The sequence below is a fragment of the Nitrosospira sp. Nsp2 genome, assembly GCF_003050965.1.
Taxonomy (GTDB): Bacteria; Pseudomonadota; Gammaproteobacteria; order Burkholderiales; family Nitrosomonadaceae; genus Nitrosospira.
On the sequence record NZ_QAOU01000003.1, the window covers coordinates 379,737 to 405,295 of the forward strand.

27 protein-coding genes and 1 tRNA gene are annotated in these 25,559 nt (G+C 54.6%); 12 read left to right on the forward strand and 16 right to left on the reverse strand.

Annotated features, from left to right (window positions below):
• Positions 1-79: 79 nt before the first annotated feature.
• Positions 80-472, reverse strand: coding sequence for a 30S ribosomal protein S9 (gene rpsI / locus C8R31_RS09350; protein WP_107693792.1), 393 nt, complete (start codon positions 470-472; stop codon positions 80-82).
• A gap of 5 nt (positions 473-477) precedes the next feature.
• Entirely contained in the window at positions 478-912 is a 435-nt protein-coding gene (gene rplM / locus C8R31_RS09355) for a 50S ribosomal protein L13 (RefSeq protein WP_107693896.1), read from the reverse strand.
• A 287-nt stretch (positions 913-1,199) separates the two neighbouring features.
• On the opposite strand from rplM, the gene C8R31_RS09360 reads away from it, so the two are divergent.
• Positions 1,200-2,072 carry a phosphoribulokinase gene (locus C8R31_RS09360; protein WP_107693793.1) on the forward strand — a complete coding sequence of 291 codons (873 nt, stop codon included), beginning with the start codon at positions 1,200-1,202 and terminating at the stop codon, positions 2,070-2,072.
• Between the two features lie 264 nt (positions 2,073-2,336).
• Positions 2,337-4,556, forward strand: coding sequence for a UvrD-helicase domain-containing protein (locus C8R31_RS09365; protein ID WP_107693794.1), 2,220 nt, complete (start codon positions 2,337-2,339; stop codon positions 4,554-4,556).
• 20 nt (positions 4,557-4,576) lie between these two features.
• Here C8R31_RS09365 and C8R31_RS09370 read toward each other — a convergent pair whose 3' ends face one another.
• The 4 genes from C8R31_RS09370 to C8R31_RS09385 all read right to left on the reverse strand — a co-directional run bounded on the left by C8R31_RS09370 (position 4,577) and on the right by C8R31_RS09385 (position 7,521).
• On the reverse strand, positions 4,577-5,299 hold the full coding sequence (locus C8R31_RS09370; protein ID WP_107693795.1) for a BPSS1780 family membrane protein: 723 nt from the start codon (positions 5,297-5,299) through the stop codon (positions 4,577-4,579).
• Between the two features lie 51 nt (positions 5,300-5,350).
• The gene (locus C8R31_RS09375; RefSeq protein WP_107693796.1) at positions 5,351-6,301 is read right to left on the reverse strand and encodes a homoserine kinase; all 951 of its coding nucleotides are present in this window, start codon (positions 6,299-6,301) and stop codon (positions 5,351-5,353) included.
• A gap of 65 nt (positions 6,302-6,366) precedes the next feature.
• Positions 6,367-6,735 (reverse strand): DUF2782 domain-containing protein, encoded by a 369-nt coding sequence (locus C8R31_RS09380; RefSeq protein ID WP_107693797.1) that lies wholly within the window; start codon positions 6,733-6,735, stop codon positions 6,367-6,369.
• A gap of 57 nt (positions 6,736-6,792) precedes the next feature.
• Positions 6,793-7,521, reverse strand: coding sequence for a TIGR00730 family Rossman fold protein (locus C8R31_RS09385; protein ID WP_107693798.1), 729 nt, complete (start codon positions 7,519-7,521; stop codon positions 6,793-6,795).
• 22 nt (positions 7,522-7,543) lie between these two features.
• On the opposite strand from C8R31_RS09385, the gene polA reads away from it, so the two are divergent.
• From polA to rplS, 5 genes are all read left to right on the forward strand, one after another.
• The gene (gene polA, locus C8R31_RS09390; protein WP_107693799.1) at positions 7,544-10,279 is read left to right on the forward strand and encodes a DNA polymerase I; all 2,736 of its coding nucleotides are present in this window, start codon (positions 7,544-7,546) and stop codon (positions 10,277-10,279) included.
• A gap of 305 nt (positions 10,280-10,584) precedes the next feature.
• Positions 10,585-10,848 carry a 30S ribosomal protein S16 gene (gene rpsP, locus C8R31_RS09395; protein ID WP_091139203.1) on the forward strand — a complete coding sequence of 88 codons (264 nt, stop codon included), beginning with the start codon at positions 10,585-10,587 and terminating at the stop codon, positions 10,846-10,848.
• 22 nt (positions 10,849-10,870) lie between these two features.
• Positions 10,871-11,383 carry a ribosome maturation factor RimM gene (gene rimM, locus C8R31_RS09400; protein WP_107693897.1) on the forward strand — a complete coding sequence of 171 codons (513 nt, stop codon included), beginning with the start codon at positions 10,871-10,873 and terminating at the stop codon, positions 11,381-11,383.
• A gap of 2 nt (positions 11,384-11,385) precedes the next feature.
• On the forward strand, positions 11,386-12,165 hold the full coding sequence (gene trmD, locus C8R31_RS09405; protein ID WP_107693800.1) for a tRNA (guanosine(37)-N1)-methyltransferase TrmD: 780 nt from the start codon (positions 11,386-11,388) through the stop codon (positions 12,163-12,165).
• Between the two features lie 50 nt (positions 12,166-12,215).
• Positions 12,216-12,623, forward strand: coding sequence for a 50S ribosomal protein L19 (rplS, locus tag C8R31_RS09410; protein ID WP_107693801.1), 408 nt, complete (start codon positions 12,216-12,218; stop codon positions 12,621-12,623).
• A 79-nt stretch (positions 12,624-12,702) separates the two neighbouring features.
• Here the strand turns inward: rplS and C8R31_RS09415 are convergent, their stop codons facing one another.
• The 3 genes from C8R31_RS09415 to C8R31_RS09425 form a co-directional block, all read right to left on the reverse strand.
• Entirely contained in the window at positions 12,703-13,296 is a 594-nt protein-coding gene (locus C8R31_RS09415; protein WP_107693802.1) for a cytochrome c, read from the reverse strand.
• A gap of 104 nt (positions 13,297-13,400) precedes the next feature.
• A complete protein-coding gene (locus tag C8R31_RS09420) occupies positions 13,401-13,880 on the reverse strand; it encodes a DUF411 domain-containing protein (protein WP_107693803.1) in 480 nt (159 codons plus the stop codon).
• Positions 13,877-14,338 carry a cupredoxin domain-containing protein gene (locus C8R31_RS09425; RefSeq protein ID WP_107693804.1) on the reverse strand — a complete coding sequence of 154 codons (462 nt, stop codon included), beginning with the start codon at positions 14,336-14,338 and terminating at the stop codon, positions 13,877-13,879. Before C8R31_RS09425 ends, C8R31_RS09420 begins: the two co-directional genes overlap by 4 nt.
• A 430-nt stretch (positions 14,339-14,768) precedes the next feature.
• On the opposite strand from C8R31_RS09425, the gene C8R31_RS09430 reads away from it, so the two are divergent.
• Positions 14,769-15,956 carry a hypothetical protein gene (locus tag C8R31_RS09430; RefSeq protein WP_107693805.1) on the forward strand — a complete coding sequence of 396 codons (1,188 nt, stop codon included), beginning with the start codon at positions 14,769-14,771 and terminating at the stop codon, positions 15,954-15,956.
• Between the two features lie 69 nt (positions 15,957-16,025).
• On the opposite strand, the gene C8R31_RS09435 is transcribed toward C8R31_RS09430, so the two are convergent.
• The 7 genes from C8R31_RS09435 to C8R31_RS09465 all read right to left on the reverse strand — a co-directional run bounded on the left by C8R31_RS09435 (position 16,026) and on the right by C8R31_RS09465 (position 21,855).
• On the reverse strand, positions 16,026-16,358 hold the full coding sequence (locus tag C8R31_RS09435; RefSeq protein WP_107693806.1) for a DUF167 domain-containing protein: 333 nt from the start codon (positions 16,356-16,358) through the stop codon (positions 16,026-16,028).
• Between the two features lie 115 nt (positions 16,359-16,473).
• Positions 16,474-17,046 (reverse strand): YggT family protein, encoded by a 573-nt coding sequence (locus C8R31_RS09440; protein WP_107693807.1) that lies wholly within the window; start codon positions 17,044-17,046, stop codon positions 16,474-16,476.
• Positions 17,047-17,077: 31 nt separating this feature from the next.
• Positions 17,078-17,890, reverse strand: a complete 813-nt coding sequence (gene proC, locus C8R31_RS09445; protein WP_107693898.1) for a pyrroline-5-carboxylate reductase — start codon at positions 17,888-17,890, stop codon at positions 17,078-17,080.
• Between the two features lie 136 nt (positions 17,891-18,026).
• Complete coding sequence (gene mutM / locus C8R31_RS09450) at positions 18,027-18,848, reverse strand: bifunctional DNA-formamidopyrimidine glycosylase/DNA-(apurinic or apyrimidinic site) lyase (RefSeq protein WP_107693808.1); 822 nt, start codon at positions 18,846-18,848, stop codon at positions 18,027-18,029.
• A gap of 150 nt (positions 18,849-18,998) precedes the next feature.
• A complete protein-coding gene (locus C8R31_RS09455; RefSeq protein ID WP_258192651.1) occupies positions 18,999-20,354 on the reverse strand; it encodes a GldG family protein in 1,356 nt (451 codons plus the stop codon).
• A 3-nt stretch (positions 20,355-20,357) separates the two neighbouring features.
• Positions 20,358-21,101 (reverse strand): ABC transporter permease, encoded by a 744-nt coding sequence (locus C8R31_RS09460; protein WP_107693809.1) that lies wholly within the window; start codon positions 21,099-21,101, stop codon positions 20,358-20,360.
• 4 nt (positions 21,102-21,105) lie between these two features.
• Positions 21,106-21,855: an ABC transporter ATP-binding protein gene (locus C8R31_RS09465; RefSeq protein ID WP_107693810.1), complete on the reverse strand. Its 750-nt coding sequence runs from the start codon at positions 21,853-21,855 to the stop codon at positions 21,106-21,108.
• 247 nt (positions 21,856-22,102) lie between these two features.
• Between C8R31_RS09465 and C8R31_RS09470 the strand changes: the two genes are divergently transcribed.
• The 4 genes from C8R31_RS09470 (at position 22,103) to C8R31_RS09485 (ending at position 25,474) form a co-directional block, all read left to right on the forward strand.
• Positions 22,103-23,821 carry a tetratricopeptide repeat protein gene (locus C8R31_RS09470; RefSeq protein WP_107693811.1) on the forward strand — a complete coding sequence of 573 codons (1,719 nt, stop codon included), beginning with the start codon at positions 22,103-22,105 and terminating at the stop codon, positions 23,819-23,821.
• Between the two features lie 68 nt (positions 23,822-23,889).
• Positions 23,890-24,540 (forward strand): lipoprotein insertase outer membrane protein LolB, encoded by a 651-nt coding sequence (gene lolB / locus C8R31_RS09475; protein ID WP_181320520.1) that lies wholly within the window; start codon positions 23,890-23,892, stop codon positions 24,538-24,540.
• A complete protein-coding gene (gene ispE / locus C8R31_RS09480; protein WP_107693813.1) occupies positions 24,533-25,396 on the forward strand; it encodes a 4-(cytidine 5'-diphospho)-2-C-methyl-D-erythritol kinase in 864 nt (287 codons plus the stop codon). Before lolB ends, ispE begins: the two co-directional genes overlap by 8 nt.
• 3 nt (positions 25,397-25,399) lie before the next feature.
• Positions 25,400-25,474: transfer RNA gene (locus tag C8R31_RS09485), tRNA-Gln, on the forward strand.
• Positions 25,475-25,559 lie beyond the last annotated feature (85 nt).

The following is a 25,559-nucleotide window of genomic DNA, read 5'->3' on the forward strand; positions in this document are numbered from 1 at the left end:
CTATCCTCCGGGACGATTATAAAGTAACAAATAAAAAAGCCGCCAGAAAAGGGCGGCTTTTTGTGACGAGGGTGAAGAATTATCTCTTGGAAAATTGCTTCCGACGGCGCGCTTTGCGTAAACCGACCTTCTTTCTTTCCACCTCGCGCGCGTCCCGCGTAACCAGCCCAGCGTTGCTCAATACAGGCTTGAGCGAAGCATCATAATCAATCAATGCCCGGGTAATGCCATGCCGCACTGCCCCAGCCTGGCCCGATTCCCCTCCGCCGTGAATGTTGACCACAATGTCAAAACTTGTCAGATTACCTGTGAGTTCCAGTGGCTGACGAACTACCATGCGTCCGGTTTCGCGCGAAAAAAACTCATCAACCGGCTTGTCGTTAATCGTTATCAAGCCCTTGCCCGGCTTGATGAAGACGCGAGCCACGGCGCTTTTGCGGCGTCCGGTACCGTAATTATAGGTCGTGTTCATTAATATCAGGCCCTGACTTCGAGTTGTCGCGGCTGTTGCGCCGCGTGCGGATGCGACGCACCCGCGTAGATTTTGAGTTTTTTCAACATGGCGTACCCTAGCGGACCCTTTGGCAACATACCCCTGACGGCCTTTTCCAGTGGTCGGCCGGGAAAGCGCGCATGCATTTTGGCAAAACTGGTTTCATAAATACCGCCGGGATACCCCGTATGACGATAGTATGTCTTGTTCTCCGCCTTGGCGCCCGTGACACGAAGCTTGTCGACGTTGATAACAACGATGAAATCACCGGTATCCACATGGGGAGTAAAGATAGGCTTGTGTTTGCCCCGAAGACGATGTGCGATCTCTGCGGCGAGACGCCCAAGTACCTTGTCGGCCGCATCGATCACAAACCAGTCGCGGATTACTTCATGTGGTTTGGCTGAAAAGGTTTTCACGACGCCCATCCCTGCTGATTCAGTAAAGCCGGGCATATTATGCCAGAGTTTCTCGAAAGTCAACCGTGCGTGAACTGGCAACGCTAAACAAGGTGCTGTTGCCTCCATTCCGCCTCACCAACGGCCTCTTCAAAGCCCTCAACGCGCGGAACAGGTTGCATCTTTTAACCCAAGGCGAGGTGAAAACGGGTATCATAAACGCCGCCAAAAATTTGCTGGAATTCAGCTGTATTTATTGACGAGAAAAACATAACATTCATTACTTATTGTCCTGAGGAGAGCGTTGTATGTCACAAAAACACCCTATCATCGCCGTTACCGGTTCGTCGGGCGCTGGTACGTCGACGGTCAAAAAAAGTTTCGAGCATATTTTCTGGCGCGAGAAACTGACTGCCGCGGTGGTAGAGGGCGACAGCTTCCATCGCTATGATCGTGAAGCGATGAAGAAAGCCGTGGTCGAATCCGAGAAAAAGAACGGTCATCCCATCAGTCACTTCGGGCCGGAGGCCAACGAATTTGAAAAACTCGAGGCGTTATTCAAGACCTACGGCGAGAGCGGCACAGGCGAGACGCGTTTGTATCTGCACAATGACGACGAAGCCGTGCCATTCAACCAGCCGGCGGGCACCTTTACGCCTTGGGCTCCTATCAAGTCGGGTTCGGATTTGCTGTTTTACGAAGGATTGCATGGGGGAGCGAAGAGCGAGACGGCCGATGTGGCAAAATACGTCGATTTGCTGGTCGGCGTCGTACCCATCGTTAACCTCGAATGGATCCAGAAAATCCATCGCGACATGAACGCGCGTGGTTATTCGGCAGAGGCAGTCACTCATACCATTCTTCGGCGCATGCACGATTACGTGCATTACATTACGCCCCAGTTCTCACGCACGCATATTAATTTCCAGCGGGTGCCCACGGTAGATACATCCAACCCGTTCGTGGCACGTGACATTCCAACTCTGGATGAAAGTTTTGTCGTGATTCGCTTTCGCGATCCCAGAAAGGTCGAATTTCCTTACCTGCTGTCCATGATTAACAACTCGTTCATGTCTCGTCCGAATTCGATCGTGGTGCCGGGAGGGAAAATGGGATTCGCCATGGAGCTGATATTGACGCCGCTTATTCTGGATCTGGTGAAACAAAGCCGTAGCGCGTAGCCAGAGCGAGTCGAATCGAGTCTAAACGAGTGGCCACAAAGTCGGCGTGTGGCCGCGTTCTTCTCGTGAACCGGCTTTTCTTACTAGTTCGAGCGCCCGAATAAGTTCCGTGCTCTGGTGATTTATTCCGGCTCCCGGACTATATGCATCGAATTTCTGCTGCTTGACTTTATCGGGATCACTATAAACCTGTTATCTCAGTAGCGCTTCCCCAACCTTCGCTGATGATAAGTCCTGCATCCTTCTGCCGGACGGCCTGCCTCAATGTCTTCTCTACTTTCGGCACTTAATCCCGAACAGCTCGAAGCTGCAACCCTTCCGCACCAGTCCGCGCTGGTGCTGGCTGGCGCGGGTAGTGGCAAGACTCGCGTGCTGACGACGCGTATCGCATACCTGATACAGGCTGGACAGGTCAGCCCCCACGGTATATTGGCGGTTACGTTTACCAACAAGGCGGCGAAGGAAATGCTCACCCGGATTTCCGCCATGTTGCCAATCAATACCGCCGGTATGTGGATAGGCACTTTTCACGGCCTCTGCAACCGGCTCTTGCGCGCACATCACCGGGACGCAGGACTGCCACAGGCGTTTCAGATTCTTGACTCCGCCGATCAGCTGGCAATCGTCAAGCGCGTCCTGAAGGGTCTGGGCGCCGACGACGAGAAGTTTCCGCCCCGGCAAGTTCAGTGGTTCATTAACAATGCGAAAGAAGAAGGGCTTAGAGCGTCCCATGTTGAAGCCCATGATGATTTTACGCATAAGATGGCCGAGTTTTATCTCTCTTATGAGCAGCAATGCAACAAGGAAGGGGTCGTTGATTTTGCTGAGCTGCTATTTCGCAGTTATGAATTATTGAGCCGTAATGAAATCGTGCGCGAACATTATCGCAGCCGCTTCCATCATGTTCTGGTGGATGAATTTCAGGATACCAGCCAACTGCAATACCGATGGCTGAAGCTGCTCTCAGGCGAGCGCACTGCCGTATTCGTTGTTGGCGACGATGATCAGAGTATTTACGCGTTCCGCGGTGCCAACATAGGGAACATGAAGGAGTTTGAGCGCGACTTTGGTATCCCGAAAATCATCAAGCTGGAGCAGAACTATCGTTCGCACGGCAATATACTTAACGCTGCCAATACGCTCATCCGCAACAATGGAGGGCGACTCGGCAAGAATCTGTGGACTGCGGAAGGCCAGGGCGAACCCATCAGGGTATATAACGCACCGACGGATATCGACGAGGCCGCGTTTATCCTGAATGAAGTGAAATCGCTGCGCGCGGAAGGGGTGGCGTTATCGCAGATAGCCTTGCTTTACCGTTCGAATGCGCAATCGCGAGTACTGGAGCATGCTCTGTTCAACGCCTCCTTGCCTTACCGCGTCTACGGCGGCATGCGTTTTTTCGAACGGCAGGAAATCAAACACGCCTTGGCATATCTTCGGCTGACAGCCAATCCCGACGATGATAACGCGCTACTCCGTGTCGTAAATTTCCCGACGCGGGGCATCGGTCTGCGCAGTCTGGAGCAGCTTCAGGACGATGCCCTGCAGCAAGGGGCGAGCCTATGGACGGCGATGTTGAAGAAATGCGGGGCCTCAGCGACTTCGATGCAGGATTGGGCATCCGAAACAGGTATGGATCGGAAGACCGGTAAAGCCAGGAAAGGAGTTGAAGGTTTTGTCGCGCTGGTCGAATCCTTGCGCCAGGTTCGAGAACAACTGTCGTTGCCGGAAATTGTGGAACACGTGCTTGAACACAGCGGGTTGCGCGCACACTATCGCGGCGAACGCGAGGGAGCCGAACGGTTGGAGAACCTGAATGAATTGATCAATGCTGCTACCAGTTTCGTGCACGAATCTGAAGACGACAGCCTCCTACTGTTTCTTAACCATGCGTCCCTCGAAGCCGGCGAACACCAGGCTGTCCGGGGTGAAGACGCGCTGCAGTTGATGACGGTACACTCAGCCAAGGGGCTTGAGTTTCATAGTGTGTTTCTGAGCGGGTTGGAGGAAGGGCTGTTTCCGCATGATAACAGCCGCAACGAAACAGGAGGGCTCGAAGAGGAACGGCGTTTAATGTACGTCGCGCTAACACGGGCCCGGCGGCGGTTGTATTTGAGTTTCGCTCAAAGCCGCATGCTGCACGGTCAGACCCGATATAACATTCCCTCGCGGTTTTTGCAGGAAATTCCGGAAGGCCTGCTCAAGTGGCTGCAGCCACTGCAAAAAGCGGCCATTGGTAATCGCGTATCAGCTTCAAGTGGCTTTTCGCCTAGGCAGGGTATTCGAACTCAGGAATCGGCTCCCCGTGACTCAGCCGCCGCCCGTTGGCGAGTTGGGCAAAATGTGATTCACGCCAAGTTTGGTGCGGGTGTGATCATCAATTGCGAGGGCAGCGGTGCGGACGCACGCGTCGAGGTGAAATTTGGTCGCGCCGGCACCAAGTGGCTGTTGCTTGAATACGCTAAATTGGCTCCGGCCTGAACCGGACAGGATAACCTGTCTTACGTTGCTTCGGTCGTGTCTACGAAGATTTCCCTGAAGCTTATGTAAATCGAGGTAAATAACGTCGGCACCAGTATAAATAGTCCCAATCCATAGGGCATGGCAGCAAGGATCGTCAGCAGCACCAGTATTACCGCATAAATCTGGAACGCGACGATGTTCTTCAGGCATGCGACAAAGCTCAGCCGCATTGCTTCTAGCGGGGGCATGTCGTAAAAGATTACCAGCAGAGGCGCAAACCATGCAGCCATCATCAACGGGATGGACAGCGTCAGCGCTACAAGAGATGCTGACAACATGTCCCCTGATACGCTTTTCAGCTCATTCTCATCCACTCGCTTTCCTTCCAGCAGCAGACCCATCAGCACGTCACCGCCGACCAGCATGAATACGCCCAGGATCAGCACCTGTCCCACCAGATAAATTCCGCCTATCGTAATCAGCGAAGCGGTGTTGTGTCGGAATCCCGCAAACAGATGGGAAAACTCGAGCCCCCCGCCCTGTTCCAGGCTCCTACAGCCAATCATCAGCCCCGCTAAAAAAACCGGCGATAGCAGTGTAAATATAAATTGTCCCGCCATAGGGATGAGCGACAGGGTTGCGGCGATGAGTAGCAAGGTGGTGCACAGAATAATCCACCCCAACGGAACCTTGCGGAACAGGGCGAAGCCGTGGACAATCCATAACCATCCGTGTTTCGCATCGACTTGCGTGACTTGCATTTTTTTCTCCGTTAGAGCGTGGCCGGTGGAACGTCGACGGGGCCGTTGCGCTCAAACCCAAACCTCAAACAACCGGGACTGTGATGCTGCGTGGTTTTTCAGTATGTGCAGGAAGTGTGAAGGGTCTTTGACATGCGTCAGTTCTCCGGCCCGGGGCAAATGAAAATCCTGTAACCGTGATACCCAGAACCGCAAGGCTGCGGCACGCAGCATCAGTGGCCAGGCCTTGTGCTCAACTAGGGTTAGGGGGCGCGTCGCATGATAGGCAGCAAGCAGCGATCGCGTTGATCGTGGGTCCAGTTCTCTCTCGTCGTTCAAACACCAGTCATTAGCCGTGATAGCCAGGTCGTACAGCAAAACGTCGTTGCACGCGAAATAGAAGTCTATGACACCCCCCATGGCCCCGTCATTGAACAGCACGTTATCCCGAAACAGATCAGCGTGGATCACTCCTCGCGGCAGATTTTCAAGGCGATAGAGGGATTGGAAACGCAACTCTTCCTTGAGAACTTCGGCCTCTTCCGCAGCGAGAAAGGGCATGACATCGATTGCCGCGGTTTTCCACCATTTGGGTCCACGCGCATTCTCCATCTTTTCAGGGTAGGAAATGCCGGACAGATGCATGTTTGCCAACAGTTCGCCCACCTCCGCGCAGTGCGCGGCAGTGGGCTGTTCCTGCGATTTTCCCGGGAGGCAGGTAACGATGCTGGCTGGTTTACCGTTCAGTTCCCCGAGGAATTTATTGTCGAGGTCCGCCACGGGGCTGGGGCAGGGAATGCCACGGCGTGACAGGTATGACATCAAATTCAGATAGTAAGGCAGCTCGGCCGCAGTCAGTTTTTCGAATAAAGTGAGAACGTACTTGCCATGGCTGGTGGTGACGAAATAATTGGTGTTTTCGATACCCGAAGAGATACCTTCCAGATTGATGAGTGTACCGAGGGAGTAGTTTCTTAGCCAGGCAGAAAGCTGATGTGGGGTGACGGTAGTGAAAACGGACATGAGCGATAAAAAAGGGAGGGCAGAAGTCTAACAGATGAAAATCTGCCGCTGCCCTTTATGAAAATTTAAAACTGGTGTATCACCCACATTGGAGGGCGGACGTTCTGATCAAGGCCGCCGGTGCTATGGCTAGAAAACGTGCCGTCGCCCTGATTGTCTATCAAATAATACGGCAGACCAATACGAGGCGTTACCTTGATCATGTAGAGGCGACCGTTTATCCGGTATTCCTCGATCTTGTCCTCACCTCGCTTGGTAATGGTAACTTGCGGCTCAAGCGAAGGGTCGTCCTCATCCCCGGCGCCCGGCGACGGCAAAGGCAACGCTGGTGGTTCCGGCACTTCAGGCAGCGGCCGCAGGTCCTTGGGCTGGTTGGACTGCGCTGCTGCAGGTAATGCAACGCTCAATAACAGTGCAAGAACGATGCGACGCATGGCGCCTCCCGGCAGGGTAAGGGTCAATATCCCATTCTATCCGAAATGTCACCTCTATTATAGATTGAGTTGGACCTCCCGTTCGGCTGCGGACGGTTCAAACCCGCGGGATTCATAATACTTGAATATCGCATCCACAACCTCCGCGGGCTCATCAATCACCTGCATCAAGTCCATGTCCTCCGGCGCGATCACGCCTTCGGTAATAAGCACCTGCCGGAGCCAATCCAGCATGCCCCGCCAAAAATCCGAACCGACAAGAATAATAGGCATTCTTCGCGTCTTGCCGGTCTGCACCAGCGTGAGTGCTTCCATAAGTTCATCCAGAGTTCCGAATCCACCGGGCAGGACGACGTATGCAGTCGCCAATTTGACGAACATATACTTGCGGGCAAAAAAATGGCGGAAAGTCTGACTCACGTCCTGATAGGCATTTCGGCGCTGTTCATGCGGGAGCTGGATATTGAGACCGATGCTGGGCGAATCCCCGAAATAGGCGCCTTTGTTGGCCGCTTCCATAATACCCGGGCCGCCGCCCGAAATGACCGCAAAACCCGCATCGGATAAGAGACGCGCGATCTGCTCGGCTAATTTATAGGTAGGATGATCCGGAAGCGTGCGCGCGCTACCGAAAATACTTACTGCGGGTTTAATCGAATTCAGGCGTTCCGTTGCCTCGACAAATTCTGCCATAATCCCGAACACACGCCATGACTCCCTCGCCGACCATGTTTTTTCCCTGAAATCGGCTGTCATTGTATGGGCTAATTTATCTTCCGCGCTCATTGGAAACCTTTGGACGTTTTAAATGGAAACACTATTGCTTGTTGACGGTTCATCGTACCTGTACCGCGCTTTTCATGCTCTGCCAGATTTCCGTAACCGCAACAATGAACCGACGGGCGCTATTTATGGCGTGCTCAACATGCTGCGCCGTTTGCATAAGGATTACCAAGCCGATTATAGCGCGTGCGTATTTGACGCAAAAGGCAAGACCTTCCGCGATGATCTTTATGCGCAGTATAAATCGCATCGCCCTCCGATGCCGGACGATCTTGCCGCACAGATCGGTCCGCTCAACGAGTGCATAAAAGCAATGGGCTGGCCGATGCTGATCGTGGAAGGCGTGGAGGCGGATGATGTCATCGGGACGCTGGCTAAACAGGCCGAACGGGAGCACATGCGCTGCATCATTTCTACCGGCGACAAGGACATTGCGCAGCTGGTCAACCCGCAAGTCACGCTGGTCAACACCATGACGAACGAAAGGCTCGACGAAGCTGCCGTGCTTGCAAAGTTTGGCGTGGCGCCAATGCGCATGCTCGATTATCTGGCATTGGTGGGCGACGCTTCCGATAACATCCCGGGCGTCGACAAGGTGGGGCCCAAAACAGCCGTAAAGTGGCTCACCAAATACGGCGATCTCGACAACCTTATCGTTCATGCAAATGAAATCGGTGGCGCCGTAGGAGACAATCTGCGCCAGGCCCTGGATTGGCTGAGTCAGTCGCGCCAACTGCTCGCAATTAAATGCGACGTTGCATTGCCAATGAGCTTGCGTGATCTTGCGCTGCAACCGCAGGACGCCGCAAAGTTGGCTGAGTTGTATGAACGCCTGGAGTTTAAAACCTGGTTGCGCGAATTGACGCAGGAACCAGATGCAAAAGAGCCCGGCGGCATCGCATTCTCGGAGGACGCCCAGGAGGCGAGCGCGAAGCGGACATATCACGATGTCGTGCGAGGGGATTATCACACTATTTTTACCCCTTCCCAACTCGATGAGTGGATCGAACTTCTAAATGCCGCGCCAGTGGTTTCTCTGGATACGGAAACGACGGGGCTCGACCCAATGCAGGCGCAACTCGTGGGCATCGCGTTTTCGATCAAGGCTCATCAGGCTGCTTACCTGCCGCTCGCGCACTGCTATGCAGGCGCACCGCCGCAATTGCCCATCGGCATGGTGCTGGACAAGCTCGGGCCGTGGTTGACCGATTCGACCATGCCTAAGTTGGGGCAGAATCTCAAATATGATATGCATATATTTGCCAACTATGGCATTCAATTGAAAGGCATAGTACATGACACATTGTTACAGTCTTATGTACTCGAATCACATCGGCCGCACGATATGGATAGCCTGGCCTTGCGACATCTCGATGTCAAAACGATAAGCTACGATGAGATCACCGGTAAGGGGGCGAGTCGGATATGTTTCGATCAGGTGGACATCGAACGTGCATCGCAATACGCGGCTGAGGATGCGGACATTACGCTGCAGCTTCACCAGGACCTTTATCCGCAAATTGCCGAGGAAATAAAGCTCGACTATGTTTACAGTGCGCTCGAAATGCCGGTGATGGAAATATTGTTTGAAATCGAGCGCAACGGCGTGCTTCTGGATCTGCAGCTACTGTCGGTTCAAAGCCGCGAGCTTGGTGAAAAGATGCTGGCGTTGGAAGATCGGGCGTGTGCGATCGCGGGACAGCCTTTCAATTTGAATTCAACCAAGCAAATTCAGGAGGTTCTGTTCGAGAGACTCAAGCTGCCCGTGCTGAAAAAGACCCCCGGTGGCGTGCCATCGACCGACGAAGACGTGCTTCAACGGTTGGCACTGGATTACCCTTTGGCAAAAGTCCTGCTCGATTACCGCGGCGTTGCCAAGCTCAAATCGACTTATACCGATAAGCTCCCCCGCATGGTGGACGCCGCTACGGGGCGTGTGCATACCAATTATGCACAGGCCGTGGCGGTGACGGGACGGCTTGCCAGCAATGAGCCCAATCTGCAGAATATTCCCGTTCGAACGGCTGAGGGTCGCCGTATACGAGAGGCATTCATCGCCTCTCCCGGTAGCTGCCTGGTTTCGGCTGATTACTCGCAAATTGAGCTCCGCATCATGGCGCACATTTCCCAGGACGCAGGCTTGCTCAACGCCTTTGCGGCAGGCGAGGACATACATCGCGCCACCGCTGCGGAAGTGTTCGGGATTCCGCTGGAAATGGTAAGCGGGGAACAGCGTCGCTATGCAAAAATCATTAACTTCGGCCTGATCTATGGTATGTCGGAATTCGGATTGGCCTCGCAGCTCGGCATTGACCGCACTGCCGCGAGAGCATACATGGATCGGTATTTTGCACGCTATCCGGGCGTCGCCAATTACATGAGGGACACCAGAGAAACGGCCAGGAACACGGGCTGGGTGGAAACCGTGTTCGGGCGCAGGCTGTGGCTGGCCGAAATAAATAGTTCCAACGGCATGCGCAGGCAGGCGGCGGAGCGGGCCGCGATCAACGCGCCAATGCAAGGCACCGCCGCAGATATCATCAAACTCGCCATGATTGCGGTCCACGGCTGGCTGATGCGCCAAAACCTCCGTAGTAAACTTATCATGCAGGTCCACGACGAACTGGTATTGGAAGTGCCGGACGATGAACTTGAGATGGTCAAATATCAATTACCCAAGCTTATGGGCGACGTCGCCAAACTCGACGTCCCGTTATTGGTAGAGGTTGGTGTCGGGCCCAACTGGGAACAGGCACACTAGGAAGCTTCTGAACAAGTCCTTCGCTGGGGGGCTGCTTTGTAATGCTCTCCTAATTAATAAGGTATAAGGGATCAGCGTGCGCCGTCGCCTGGCGCGCAGCCATCCCGCAAAGTCCGCCATCGTAGGGAACCTTCGAACCAGTTCTTACGTGCGCGACCCTCGAATTTTGCTTTTGCTACGGATGTGCTCTAGTCGGCTTCTCCCCACGTTCGTCAGCGGAGCGGACGGTATTTATAACTTGCTAATAACGTAAAAATTGCCGTAAAATCACACCCTTTTCGGTTTTGAACCCTCATAGGGCACATATGGTTACTATTCGACTCGCGCGTGGCGGCGCAAAGAAACGCCCGTTTTTCAACCTGGTAGTAGCTGATTCTCGTAATGCCCGTGATGGCAAGTTTATTGAGCGTATCGGTTTTTATAACCCCAGGGCGGCTGAAGGGGAAGAAGCGTTGCGTGTTCAGCTGGATCGCGTTACATATTGGCAATCGCAAGGTGCTCAGCTATCTGATACTGTGACGAGACTTGTCAAAGATTTTGGCGCGAAGCAAAAAGCCGCAGCAAGCTGAACCCCCCGAACCAGCAGAACTGATCGTCGTATTGGGCCGTGTTGCCGGGCCCTTCGGAGTATCAGGCTGGATCAGGATTTTTCCATATACCGAAAATGTAGATGGGTTGCTGGACTACCCGGTCTGGTGGTTAGGCACAGGCAACGGCGATTGGCGTAAGCATAGAGTACTTGCGAGCGAGGTCCACGGAAGTATCCTGGTTGCTTTACTTGAGCAATACGATGATCGTACAGCGGCAATGCAGTTGAAGGGATTGCAGGTTGGCGTTCCTCGCAGCCAGTTGCCAGTCTTACCGGAAAGCGGTGAGCAGGGGTACTATTGGTCAGACCTGATGGGCTTTGGAGTCGTTAATGTGCTTGGTGAAGAGCTGGGAGTCGTGACCGGGCTACTGGAAACCGGCGCCAATGACGTCCTTCAAGTGCGAAGCCCGAGAGAAGGCGACGCAGAAAGACTGATTCCTTTCATTCCTGAGGTAATTGTCAAGGTGGACTTGAAGGCGGCGCGAATCACGGTAGACTGGGGCCTGGACTACTAGTCATGGCTTTTGAGTTTGATGTCGTCACGCTTTTCCCTCAAATGTTCGAGGCGATTACGAAGTACGGCGTTACCGGACGGGCCAGCACAAACGGAATTTATCGCTTACATACCTGGAACCCGCGCGAATTTACGGAAGATAATCATCGTACCGTGGATGACCGACCCTATGGTGGGGGTCCGGGAATGGTGATGCTGGCGGAACCCCTGGAAAGGGCCATAACGGCGGCAAGAAGCCGCCAAAGTGTAAATAGCCTCGGTACCGTGAGCGCCCCGAAGGTGGTGTACCTTTCCCCGCAGGGACGCCCGCTGAATCATCAGGTGGTATTGGAGTTATGCGAGTTACCTGCCCTCGTACTGCTTGCCGGACGCTACGAAGGCGTAGATGAGCGCCTGATCGAGCGGCAGGTGGATTACGAAATTTCTATCGGGGATTATGTACTCTCCGGCGGTGAACTGGCCGCCATGGTTTTGATAGATTGTATGGTACGGCAAATGCCCGGCGTGCTCGGGGACCCTGAATCGGCCAGCCTGGAATCCTTCACCAACGGGTTGCTTGATTTCCCGCAGTACACGCGGCCCGAGGTTTACTACGGTACTGTGGTACCCGACGTGTTAATGTCTGGACATCATGCCAGAATAAAACGCTGGCGTTTGCAACAGTCTTTGGGCAGGACATGGCTGAGACGCCCGGATTTGCTGGCGTTGAAAGTCGAGAGCGGCCTGACCGGCGAGGAAAAAAGATTGCTGGAGGAATTTCAGCGATCCTACGGAATCAATTGAAAGCAGCAGCAACCGAGGAATATAAAGCAAAAAAGCTAAGGAGTAGAAAAATGAATCTGATCGAACAACTTGAGAGCGAAGAAATCAGCCGTCTGGGTAAAACAATCCCGGACTTCTCCACCGGGGACACCGTTGTGGTTAACGTCAAAGTGGTAGAAGGCGACCGCAAGCGTATTCAGGCTTATGAAGGCATTGTCATCGGAAAACGCAATCGTGGTCTGAATTCCGCTTTCACTGTGCGTAAAGTGTCCAGTGGAGAAGGTGTCGAACGTACTTTCCAAACTTATTCGCCACTGATCGCCAGTATTGAAATCAAGCGGCGCGGCGACGTGCGCCGAGCCAAGCTGTATTACTTGCGGGACCGTTCGGGCAAATCTGCGCGTATTCGGGAAAAGCTGCCAGCCCGAGCTGCCGTGAAGAAGGAAGAGAAGGATGTGCGTAAAGCCGAGCCCGCCTAAGCGTTGTTAAACCTCTGAACAAGTTTTCCATCCCATGGGCCTTGTTACAGAGGTTTTCGACTCAGGGCGCTGGTTAGCATCATTTTTGTTTCGGCTGCGGCTTTTGTTCAATTTCCTTCAGCCAGATATCATACACGTCGTCTGGCCACAGTGATTTGATCCACACAATCACATCATCGATCTGCTGATTCGTCAATTTTCCATCCCAGGGTGGCATGCCCCCGGGACCTGGGCTACCTTCCCGAATCATTTTTTCCAGCGTTTCGGTTGAGTGATGCCACGCATGGGCGCTACCGTCCAACGGCGGTGGCGGATATCTGCCGTCGGGCCCGGGGGTCCGCCAACCTGGCGTGGATTCCCCATTTGACCCGTGGCAACTCGCGCAGTTGGCACGATAGACAGCCTCACCACGCTTGATCTTTTCCGGATCCAGCTTACGCGCCGCCAGGTTTTTCGGCTGTTCCACCGGAGCAGTAGCTGAAGGCGCCGTTTCCTTAACAGTGGTTTCCGACTCGACAGCGGAAGAGGACGGCTGGGCGGGTGCCGCTGGCACCGCTGGTGCTGCAGGCGCTGATGTCTCTGCGGGGGCCTTTGAAGGTGCGGGGGACTTGGACTCGCCGCATGCAGCAATAATTCCGGCCATGCCGATCAGCAGAAAAAAACGAATGTTCATGAGGATAGCCTTTACGGTTGGCCCGTCGGCGGGATGTAACGAATGCGACGGGCCAAGTTCTTTTTATTCAACGCGACGAGAGCAGAGAGGAGATTGCAATCCTCTCATTTCAGTCTCATCATGGATTCTTTCGGATCGGAAGGAAGGTGGCGGCTGTATACGCTCGTATCGCCCTGTTTATTGATCAACAGCACGTCATAAGGATCGCTGCGCGCGCCTTCCATACCAGGAGAGCCATGGGGCATACCCGGTGCGGTAAGGCCAATGGCCCGTGGACGCTCTTTCAACAATCGCTTGATATCCGCTGCGGGTACATGACCTTCAACCGCATAACCGTCGATCAGGGCGGTATGGCATGAACCCAGCGTCGTAGAAATGCCGGCGCGCTCCCGTGCCTCTTTGTTACCCACATCGTGGGTGTTCACAGTGAAGCCGTGCGCGCGCATATGGTCTACCCATTTTGCGCAGCATTTGCATGTGGCGCTTTTGTAGACCTCGACCGTCGTCGGAGCGGCCTGCGTGACCGCCGGCAAACCGCTGATGAGAAAGGATCCTGCTAGTAATACATGTTTTGCTATTTTCATTTGGCTTCCACGTTGATTGTTCCTTTCATGCCGGGAAAGTTCATGCCCTTGAAGTGGCCTGGCAACGGGCAGGCGAAACTGACGGTGCCCGCATCGGCGAAGTGCCATACCAGTTCGCGAGTGTCGCCAGCGTTGACGCTGATCATATTGGGCTCGTCATGGTGTTCCTTCTCAGGGTGTTTTTTCATCATTTTGCCATGCTCATCGATTTCGTCAGGTGAGCCGATCATCATCTCATGCTGCTTTTTGCCTTCATTCTTAAGCAAAAATTTAATTGTTTCTCCCTGTTTCACGCTTATTTCAGAAGGCTTGAAACGGTTTTCCACCATGGTAATCTCGATGGTGCGGGAGACCTTTCCCGGATCGCCGGGGCTGCCTACGCCGTCTTCGGCCAAGGCCCCTGTCCAGTTCCCGGTCAAGATGAAGGCGGACGCGATCAAGATCAAAATCTTTTTCATGTGATCCTCCTCTCTGCAGATCTGGCTTTCCCTGTTGCCGCACCTGAAAATATAGCGCAAATATAGCAAAAAATCGCCCGTCCGCCCAATTTAGTGCAAAATGTCGAGTTGAATCGAGCGCTTAAACTAGAGCAAGGGGGCTCAATCATCGAGACATTGAGTTCACAGGCTGGGCATATGTCCGATGCAGCGATCGAATGACTGGCACGGTTAAACAGGTTTATGGCCTCGTCTTGCCGGTAGGTAATAGACCAGAGAGGCGCTGGCGGAGTTCCAGCTGGTCCCCCACGATGGATCGAACACTGTCCGAGCACGCCCAAGCATTGCTCCTTCATATAAGCAGCGAGTGATGTCGGCCGTTTCAGCCGCTATCTTTCGCCTGGCGTCGTTTCGTTTGATAGCCCCAAAGCGGATTTGGAAAAGAGGGTACATGCCTTTATTTTATGCGCTGCTTTATCTGATCTCCGCGATGGCGTTGTCCGGCTGTGCATCACCCATAGCACTCAACCGGGCAGTCTCCGCCTATGACGAGGCCATTACGAGTGCGGCATCCAAGCAATTGCTGGCGAATATCGCGCGGGCCCATCATCACCAGCCCCTACATTTCACGGGTGTATCGAACGTTGCGGCAACCTTCGATTTTCGCTTCAATGCCGGGGCCACGCCTGCGCTGGGGGGGCTCGCCGGAGCAGTATTGATGCCGATTTTTGGCGCCACTGTCGCTGAAAATCCCACCATCAGCATTGTCCCCATTGAAGGAGAAGAATTCACCAAGCGGCTGCTAGCCCCGTTTCAGCAAGCCAAGCTGACGCTGTTGCTTCGTCAGCGCTACGACATCGACCTGCTGCTGAGACTCATGGCGCAGGAAGTACGCCTCCAACAGCCCACCGAACGGATTGCCTATCGAAATCTGCCCTCCGATTCACAGGGGTATGAGATGTTCCGTCGCGTGGTGCTGCATCTTTCCGCTATCCAGGACCAAAACCAGCTTCATGTCGAACCCTTGACCCTCGAACGCACGTGGATCATTCCCGCCGGGGCAGTTACCGCTGAGGGTTTTCAGGTTCTGGAGAAAGAGTTTTTTGTCCTCTATAACAAACAGGACAATACTTATACGCTTCGCAAAAACGTGCCGGGACCGATCCTCATCACCAATTATGATCCAAATACCTTACCTTCCGAGGAACGCATCCGGTTAAGCAACGAGGCAGGAAACACGAACACCAACGATGTCGCCTTCGACATCCGCCCCCACGGTTCAGGAGGGGAATGGCCCATTCGGGGAACTTTCCGGCTGAGAAGCTTCCATTCCATTCTCGGCTTCCTCGGCCGTTCCCTCGGCGACGAGCCCGAGTACCACGTCGAGCGAGACCCGCGCACTCCACCCATTGCACGAAACGAAAACCCGGTCTCCACGATGGAACTCGTTGTTTCCGACTCGGCGCTTCCGGGTGCGGATCTGTCAATTCATTCGCATAATCGTCACTACGCGGTAAACACCACCGGACCGCTCGCCCGCTGGAACCGCGACGCCTTCCAGATGTTGTATCTGTTGTTTCAGATGACGATTACCGATTTACCCCGCACGGGTGTCCCCAGTATTACGATTGCTAAATAAGCCGGGACTTATTGCCGGGTTCGGCGCCGACGCGAGGGATGCCGAAACGCTATGAAATGATCGCGGGGATTAATTCTTATTCCCATCGTGGATTTGACGGAACAGGACTTCGGGGCCCCCTACAGCTTGGTTAATCTCGATCACCTTGCGCCGTGACTTGTTTCCCTGCTTGAGTATCACCTGACATTGCGGCACGCCAAATACTTCGGCCAGAAACGCCATCAGCGCGGCGTTAGCCGCCCCTTCCACCGGCGCCGCAGCAACTCTGATTTTCAGCGCGTCGCCATGCAATCCCGCTACTTCCGTTCGTTTCGCGCCGGGCTGTATGTGCAGAATGAGGGTAAGCCGGCCACCGCGGGGATGGCTGCGACACCATGCGTTATGCGCAGGAGATGACGTCATGCATTAACATAGCGTGGCTACGACTGTTCACGTGGGTTTAACTATTTTCGCTTGCGAGGATAGGGACGGGAGCGTTAAGCGTTTGCGTTCACTTGAGATTAAATCAAGAGCCGAGTTAAAACAGGTGGGAGATTTGTCTCTCCATCCCTGCTACGACAAACAGCAACAGTTGAATAATCACTAAAACAAATAACGGAGACAGATCTATATTAGCGATTGGCGGGATGCGCGCGCGGATAGCTCCGAGAAACGGTCGGGTGAAACTGTCGAGTACCGGTGCCAGCGGGCTGTAGGGATTGATCCAGGAAAGTAGTGCCTGCGCGATTATCGCTACCATTATGATATAAATCGTCATCTTGATAATCGCTACCAGCGCCAGGAGCGCAAGCCCGCCGATGGCAATCCCGATAGAAGAGCTGAAGTCATAACCCTGCAGCGTTCGAACTCCCGCCAGTAAGAGTAATTGGATAAGCCATGCCAGCAGAAAAGTGGCGAGATCCATTCCCCGGAAGCCGGGAATCACGCGGCGGGCAGGCCGCACCAGAAAATCGGTCAGTGCGATAAGGAATGGCGAAAATGGGTTGCGGTGGGGTGCGCGCAGCAACTGCATCAGGAAACGCAGCAGCAATGCCAGAGAAAATAATCCCAGCAAGGTGTCGAGGAGAAATATAAGCATCTGGTTGAGCATACGTAATCCTCAAAGCAACAGTGAATGGATTTTATTTATTGCCGAACTCATCGGCCAGTTCGCGTGAGCGCTGGCTTGCCGCATGCGCTGCCCGGACAATTGCGCGTTTGACTCCGTCTTGCTCCAAATTCGCTATCGCGCGCTCAGTCGTGCCGCCGGGCGACGTGACCCTGGCGCGCAGCACGGCGGCATCTTCGCTGCTCTCACTGGCAAGTCTGGCCGCGCCGAGAAAGGTGTCAACGCTCATCTGCCGCGCCTGAGCCGGGGTTAAGCCCAATTCACGCGCCGCAATCTGCATTGCCTCGATAAAATAGAATACATAAGCCGGACCACTGCCGGAGATTGCGGTCACCGCGTCCAGCAATTCCTCGCTCTCGACCCAGAGCACAGAGCCTACCGCTCCAAGTATGGCCTCCGCGTTGCGTTTCTCCTCCACGGTCACCTCGGCCCTGGCGTAGAGGCCGGTAACGCCCGCTCGAATCAATGCCGGAGTATTGGGCATGGCCCGCACGACGCGAGTATGACCCGCCAGCCACCGGGAGATGTCTCCCGCGCGAATACCGGCGGCGATAGAGATAATCAGATGGTTTTCAAGCAGCGGAGCGAGTTCCCGGGCCACGGTGGGCAGTTGCTGGGGTTTTACAGCGAGGACTATTACGTCGCCATGGGCTACACCCTGGGCAAGGCTGGCCACCGCTTGCACGTTAAATGCATGCTGTAGTTTTTCTCGTCCCTCAGGGCTTATTTCGACGACGCAAAGCTGGATGGGCGAAAAATCCTGCTGCAAGAGGCCGCTGATCAAGGCGGAAGCCATGTTGCCCCCGCCGATAAAAGTAATGCGCACTGTAATCCCTTTTTTATTAGGCACCTTGGAGGGCAATGATATACGCCGATGGCGGCATAAGCATCAATAGATGCAAACGATGCAGGGGTGAGAAAGGTTCATCACGATACAGAGAAAATGCGGAACTCCCTCTGGCTCATTTTTGACAATGCGGACAATAGAAACTTGAGCGCTGTCCTTGCCTTATTTGGGAGATGGCTGTCCCGCACTTGCGGCAGGGCTTGCCGGTACGGCCATACACCCAGTACTGCTGCTGAAAATATCCCGGATTTCCCCCGCTATCAACAAAATCGCGCAAGCTGCTGCCGCCCGCTTCAATCGCCAGATCGAGCGTGACCTTTATCGCTTGCACCAATCTTTCGCATCGGGTTGCTCCCAGCCGGCCCGCAGCGGTCGTGGGAGCAATGCCCGCGCGAAAAAGCGCTTCATTAGCGTAAATGTTCCCCACCCCTACAACGATGTGACTATTCATCAACACCTCCTTGATGCTCGCGTGCCGCCCCCTGGTTCTCCTGTACAGCAGGGTTCCGGTAAAGCCTTCCGTGAGCGGCTCGGGCCCAAGCTGCGCCAACAGCGCATGCTTCATCACGTCTGGATACGCCCAGAGTATCGCGCCAAAGCGCCGCGGATCACGCAGGCGCAGAACCACGCCATTATCCAGAACCAGATCGGCATGGTCATGCTTTTCCGGCGGCGTGATTGCGCTGGGCGGCAGCAACCTGAGACTGCCGGACATACCAAGATGCAGGATCAACGTCCCCTTGCCGCAATCCAACAAGATATATTTTCCGCGCCGGGTTACCTGGTGAATTTCCGCACCCCGGAGTGTTTGGTCCAGATCAGGAGGGACCGGCCAACGCAGATTGGGGTTTCTTATCTGCGCCCCGGCTATGCGACGGCCTTCCAGATGGGATACGATCCCCCGCCGGGTGACTTCGACTTCAGGTAATTCAGGCAAGTGAATAGTCCGCAAATATAAACTGAGAATGTAAACCGAGTTTCGAGCGGCATCTCAGCAGTGTCCTTAAACTCATGGACTCTTGGTCAGCCGGCGTTCGCAAGTGACCCGGCCTTTCCTCTCTTCATGCTGAAACGGAGGGCAGGGAGTTCATTTCCTTCGCCGTTTCCACCAGATCATTGCGCCGCTTGTCAGAAAAATCAGCGGCAAGACGATCAGAAAGCTCCAGGCTATCATCGTCAGCGCTGGTTCGGCCAACTGCAGATTGCTGTCGAGTGTCGCTCGAGGCTGAATGGCGATGAGATCGTCATCGGCCGCCAGCCAATTGAGGACATTAATGCCGAAATCCAGATTCTTTCCGTAGCCGAGATAGGCGTTAGCAAGAAAATGGCCGCTACCGATCACGACAATCCGCTGCTCGTGGTCCTGCACGGTGCGGCTCATTGCGGCGGCGATCGGGACAGGACCGGCTACATCATACATCGGATCGAAGGCGAGTCCGCTATCAAGCTTACCGGTCTCCACCCATCCGCTTTGCGCTGTTTCCACAAGGGCAACACTTTGCCAATCCTCGCTCTCATTGAGCGCAATCTGGCGGGCAAAGGGAAAGATGGTAGGGTAGTCGAAATTATTGGTGACCGGGTGCTGGGCATAGCTCGCGCCCCGCGCAAATGTAACAGGGGTTCTCAATTGCTCGGCTTGAGGGTCAACCACGACTCCCGCAGTCAGAGTCAGTCCCAGTCTCTCAGCCAGCGGTTGCAACCCATGCAGCGGTTCCTGGTCCACAAGCCACAAAAGATTACCACCTCGTTCGACATAAACAAGCAACTTTTCTACCGTTCCCTCTGACAGGTCAACTTGCGGTGAAGTAATAATCAACACGCTTGTATCCACGGGTAAGTGCCCAATAATCGCCGGGTTGTATACGCGGACGGTGAAGCCCCTGGACGTTAATTGCTTGCCGAATTCTCCGAGATCGCGACTGGCGATGCCGTCGAGCCTGCGCTCCCCATGTCCGGCGAGACCCATTACCCGTTTATCGCCGAAGCGCGCCAGGCGCATCAGTAAATTTGTCAGCGCCTGTTCGTTGAATGTTGCCAGACGTTCCTGCCTGCCATTAAATTCCACCACTGTCTCGCCGTTGACCTGGACACCCGCTGCTTGCGCGCGCTGCGGGTGCTCGTCCGGATCAACGAAAGTAATGGTCAGATCGGGTTTGATGCGTTGATAGAGCGCGAGGAAGTCACCAATTATCTTGGATATGTTTCCCAGTTGCGCATCCTGTGCCGTCGCATAAACGGTAATCGCAATGGGACCGTTCATGTTTTTCAGCACGTCGATCGAGGCCGGGCTCAGACTGTTGCGCGCGTTGTGGCTGACATCCCACTGAATTCGGTTTTCCCATGCCAGATAACCCAGCAGACCCGCGAGCGCGGCCACCAGCGCCAAAAACAGGCCACTCTGCACCAGCCAGTGCCAGCGCCGCTTACTGTTCATCGCGGACATGGCTCAACCATGCAAACGCTCGCCATCCAGTCTGCGGATAGACAGCACCAGAAAGATCAGAGTGAAAATCGCAAAGTACGCAAGATCAAAACTGTCGATCATGCCGCGATTGAAGTTTGCATAATGAGCGAGCAGCGAGAGGTCGCGGGCGATGCCGTCGGTGCTCTCGGCGGTAACATTATCCACGACCCAGAGGCCCAGCAGGACGCCCAGCGTGCCCGCACCGGCTGTGGCAGGTTGAGCACTGAGGCATGAGATATATAAGCCGAGAGCAGTGAAGCAGGCGGATATCAGGCATAATCCGGCGATATTGCTCAGTAACAGGCCAAAATCAAGCGAACCGCCCAATAGCAGCGAAACGGATAAAGCGACAACCAAAGCAATTATGGTGCTGAAGAAGATCATCAGCCCGAGAAATTTACCCAGCACGATGTCGCTTATCGAAACCGGAGCGGAGATCAGGAATGTCAGGGTTTGGTTACGGCGTTCTTCGGCGATAAGGCGCGCGGTCAAGAGCGGGGTCGCGGTCAACAGCACGACGGCAGCCATTGCAGATAATGGCGCGACAATCATTTCGGTGACCCCGGGGGGATTGGCAATCCTGATCAGTTGCGGCTGAATTTGGAGAAAAGTATCGAGATGCGCCAGAAAAACCCATGCCAAGACCACCTGCGCCAGCGCCAATATCACCCAGGCCAGCGGCGAGCAAAACAGTATTTTTAATTCCTTTTGAGCGATCGTGAACATCCGATCAGGCGTCTTCAAAACTGTCCGAACCCATTGTGGAACGCAGGAACACTGCCTCCAGGCCGATGCCTTTTTCTTTCAGCGTCGCGATGCAGCCCGTGAATACCGTTCGACCCTCGTTAACAATTTGCACGCGGTCGCATATGCTTTCCACTTCGGGCAGGATGTGAGTGGAAACAATGACGCTGCGCTCTGCGCCGAGTTCACGGATAAGGCTTCGGATCTCGCGTATCTGGTTAGGATCGAGTCCCGCGGTGGGTTCATCGAGGATGATTACATCTGGATCGTGGATGATTGCCTGAGCGATTCCGACCCGCTGCTGGTAGCCCTTAGACAGCAAGCCAATCAGGCGTTCGCCTGTGCCGCGCAGCCCGCACCGCTGGGTAACCATGTCGAGGGCGGACGAAGCTTTTGAGGTGTTTACACGATGCAGTTTTGCTGCAAGCCGCAAATACTCGTTCACCGTTAACTCCCGGTAGAGTGGCGGTGTCTCGGGGAGATATCCCATCCGGATCTTGGCTTCTTCTGGCCTGTCCATCAAATTGATCCCGCATATTTCGATACTGCCCGTGCTGGGAGCGAGGTTGCCGGTTAGCATGCGCATGACAGTCGACTTGCCCGCACCGTTCGGGCCAAGAAACCCGAGCACTTCGCCATGGCCGAGTTCCAGATCGAGATCATGGACGACTATACGCCGGCCGAATTGGCGGGATAAGCCGCGAGCAAGAATGGCAGGCTTGATTTGTGCGGTCATGACGTGACCTGCGAAGAGTCCAACTTACAGCATATCGAGCTCATTTATCACATCCTGCTCGCATTGCCGCGCTCACTACGAGAGCGAAGGGCGGAACTTTGATTTTAGGGGGCTGCCTATAAACCTGGAGGATCATCCGTATCGGTGTCCACTTGTGATAAGCGTAAAATATACCTAATATGTGCCCTGTACTGAAGGACAATCCCGCCAGTTAGAGCCCTTTTCGAACCTTAGTCTGGATTTTTCCATGAGTCTTAGAATTCCTGGCGCATTAGCGCTGCTTTTTCTTGCTGCCTGTGCGCAGATTCCGGCGAAAACCGATATCAATGCGGACAAGCGGGCGGAAAAGCTTCGTGCTGGTCAGCCAAAACTGCCCGTGCAGGACCTGACTTCACCCATGCTGTTTGATTTTCTGGTGGCGGAAACGGCCTTGCAGCGTGGCGACCAGGAAATCGCCATTCGTACCTATCTGAAGCTTGCAAGAACGACCCGGGACCCGCGAGTGGCACAGCGGGCAACTGAAATCGCGCTTCAGTCGCGCCAGGCTGTACCGGCGCTTGAAGCAGCCCAGATCTGGGTAGAGGTCAGTCCGGAATCGGTAACCGCCCAACAGACGCTGGCGGCGCTGCTTGTAAGTGCCGACAGGTTGGATGAAGCCCGGCCTCATCTCGAAAAATTTCTCGCGGCAGCAGGAAATAATATTGATGAGGCTTTCATGCAGTTGAACACCCTGCTGGTACGCAGCCCCAATAAAAACGCGACTTTTGAGTTGGTCAAGCAACTTGCCGCGCCTTATCCAAAGCTGCCGGAAGCCCATTTTGCCGTGTCCCAGGCGGCGTGGTTCGCCAACGAATTCGATATTGCGCTGACCGAAATGAAACAGGCGTTGGCGCTGCGACCGGAGTGGGAGATGGCCGCGATTTATCAAGGACGAATACTGGCGCGTAATTCCAATGCAAGCGCACTCCAGTTTTACGAAGAGTATCTCAAGAATTATCCCAAAGCCAACGATACGCGGGTCACCTATGCCCGGTTGCTGCTGGCGGAAAAAAATTACAGCAAGGCGAGAGACGAGTTTCAGCGCTTGCTGAAGGAAAATCCGGACAATGCGGACGTAGCCGTGGCTGTGGGCCTGCTCTCGATGGAGTTGCGCGACTACGATGTGGCGGAGTCTAATTTCAAGAGAGCGCTGGAACTGGAATACCGCGATGCCGGCATGGTGCGCTTTTATCTCGGTGGCCTGCATGAAAGAAATCAGCAAATTGATCAGGCAATGGAGTGGTACCGCTCAGTGACGAGCGGGAATCAGTATATCCCGGCACAAATCAAGTATGCTCTCCTGCTGAGCAAAAAGGGCAAGACGAACGAAGCGCTGCAGCACCTGAGGCAATTACCGGCCACGAATGACCAGCAACGCGCCCAGTTGATGATTGCCGAAGCGCAATTGCTACGGGAATCGGGCGAGTATCAGAAAGCGTTTCAGTTACTCAGCAAGGGCCTGGAAAAACTCCCCGACTATCCCGACCTGCTATATGACCGCGCCCTGGCGGCGGAAAAAATCGGGAAGCACGACATCATGGAGTCGGACTTGCGCAAGCTGATCCAGTTGAGGCCGGATCATGCTCACGCGTACAATGCACTCGGCTACGGTCTTGCCGAGCACAGCGATCGGCTGCCGGAGGCTCTGGAACTCATAGAAAAAGCGATCGCGCTTTCGCCCAACGATCCTTACATCATGGACAGTCTCGGCTGGGTACACTACCGTATGGGCAATATCAATCAGGGGCTCAGCTACCTGCAGCAAGCGTACGTGCTCAATCCCGACCCTGAAATTGCCGCCCATCTGGGGGAGGTGCTTTGGGTGCAGGGAACGAAGGATGAGGCGGAAAAAATCTGGCGTACGACGCTAAAGAACCATCCCGGCAATGAAGCCCTGCTCAGTACCATGAAGAAATTCATGAAGTAGCGCAGCACGGCGGAAAGATGGCTTATGCAGGAGGCCTAGAGCCGTTTCGAACCCTGACCGGAGCCAGTTTGCCCTTAAAAAACCGTTTTTTTGCTCGCTGGTGGGGCCTCGTTCTCCTGCCGCAATTTATTGCAGGGTGCGCGGCTCTTGCCCCTCCTACCCCGCAAACGGCTATCAGTACTGTCATCGCCGAGCCTGTGGCAGAGATGGCCAATGCTCAGTCGGCGGCTTTCGCGCTGGTTGGCAGGGCGTCGGTAAAAGGCGGCAAAGAAAGTTTTTCGGGTGGCGTGCAATGGCAACACTCCGGTAGCCGCGACGAAATCCTGCTGCTCAATCCGCTGGGGCAAACTCTGGCACAGATTCAGCGGACTTCTGAAGGTGTTCATCTGGCCACTTCGGAGCAGGAGAATTATTACGCGAGCGATGTGGAGAGCCTGACGGAACAGGTGCTCGGCTGGCGTTTGCCCCTGATGGGGTTGCAATATTGGGTCCAGGGCACGAATTCTCCTGCTACCACAGCGGCGATAGACACGGGTCCGGATGGGCGCGTTGTGGCTATCAGACAGGACGGATGGGAGATCGGTTACTCAAGTTATTTTCCCGGCTCGCCATCGCAGGCTATGCAGGGACAAGTCGCCCTCCCGAAGTTATTGATGCTCACACGCAACGGCCTACAAATAAAACTCGTGATTGATACCTGGATTTCCCTTAATGACTGATGCGAAGGTGTCCAGGCTTGCCTGCCTCGCTCCGGCGAAACTCAACCTGTTCCTGCACGTTGTAGGGCGCAGGGCGGACGGCTATCACCTTTTGCAAACGGTTTTCCGCCTGATTGATTTCTCCGATCAACTGAATTTCGTCCTGCGACACGACGGTACCGTGAAGCTGCTGTCGCCCATACCCGGCGTGCCCGAAGACACGGATTTGTGCGTGCGCGCCGCACGCTTGCTGCAACAGGAGAGTGGCGTGTCCAGCGGCGTGGATATTCTTCTGGAAAAGCGCATCCCGATGGGAGGCGGCCTTGGCGGGGGAAGTTCGGACGCAGCCACGACCTTGCTGGCCCTAAATCGCTTGTGGGGGCTGAACTGGCCACGGGACCGGCTGATCCAGCTTGGGGTCAAACTGGGAGCGGATGTGCCTGTGTTCATTTTTGGTAAGAGTGCCTTCGCTGAAGGTATCGGCGAAAAACTTGTACCCATCGACCTGCCACCGGCCTGGTATCTGGTCCTCACGCCGTCCGCCCAAGTACCAACCGCTCAGGTTTTTGGCAGTAAGGAATTGACACGAAACACGATTCCAATCAAAATACCGCCCTTTTCGGTCGAGCACGGGCATAATGATCTTGAGCCGGTGGTATGCCGCCTTTATCCCGAGGTAGCGCGCTACCTGGAATGGCTCAAGCAGCTTGACAGCCCGCGGATGGCGGCTATGACGGGCTCCGGCGCTTGTGTTTTTGCCGAGTTCGCCGCTGAGCCCACAGCAAGAGCGGCACTAAGCCAGCTCCCATCCGGTATGTGTGGTTTCGTGGCGCGGGGTTTGGATCATCATCCCTTGCATGATTTTGTGGAACAGTGATATTGGGGAGTCGCCAAGTGGTAAGGCACCGGATTTTGATTCCGGCATTCGTAGGTTCGATCCCTACCTCCCCAGCCAGTTTTAAGTCTCGAAATCCGGGGCGAGTCGATCACATGGCGTTAACCGCGTCATTTGCCTGCACCCCCCGGTTCCCGGTTTAGAG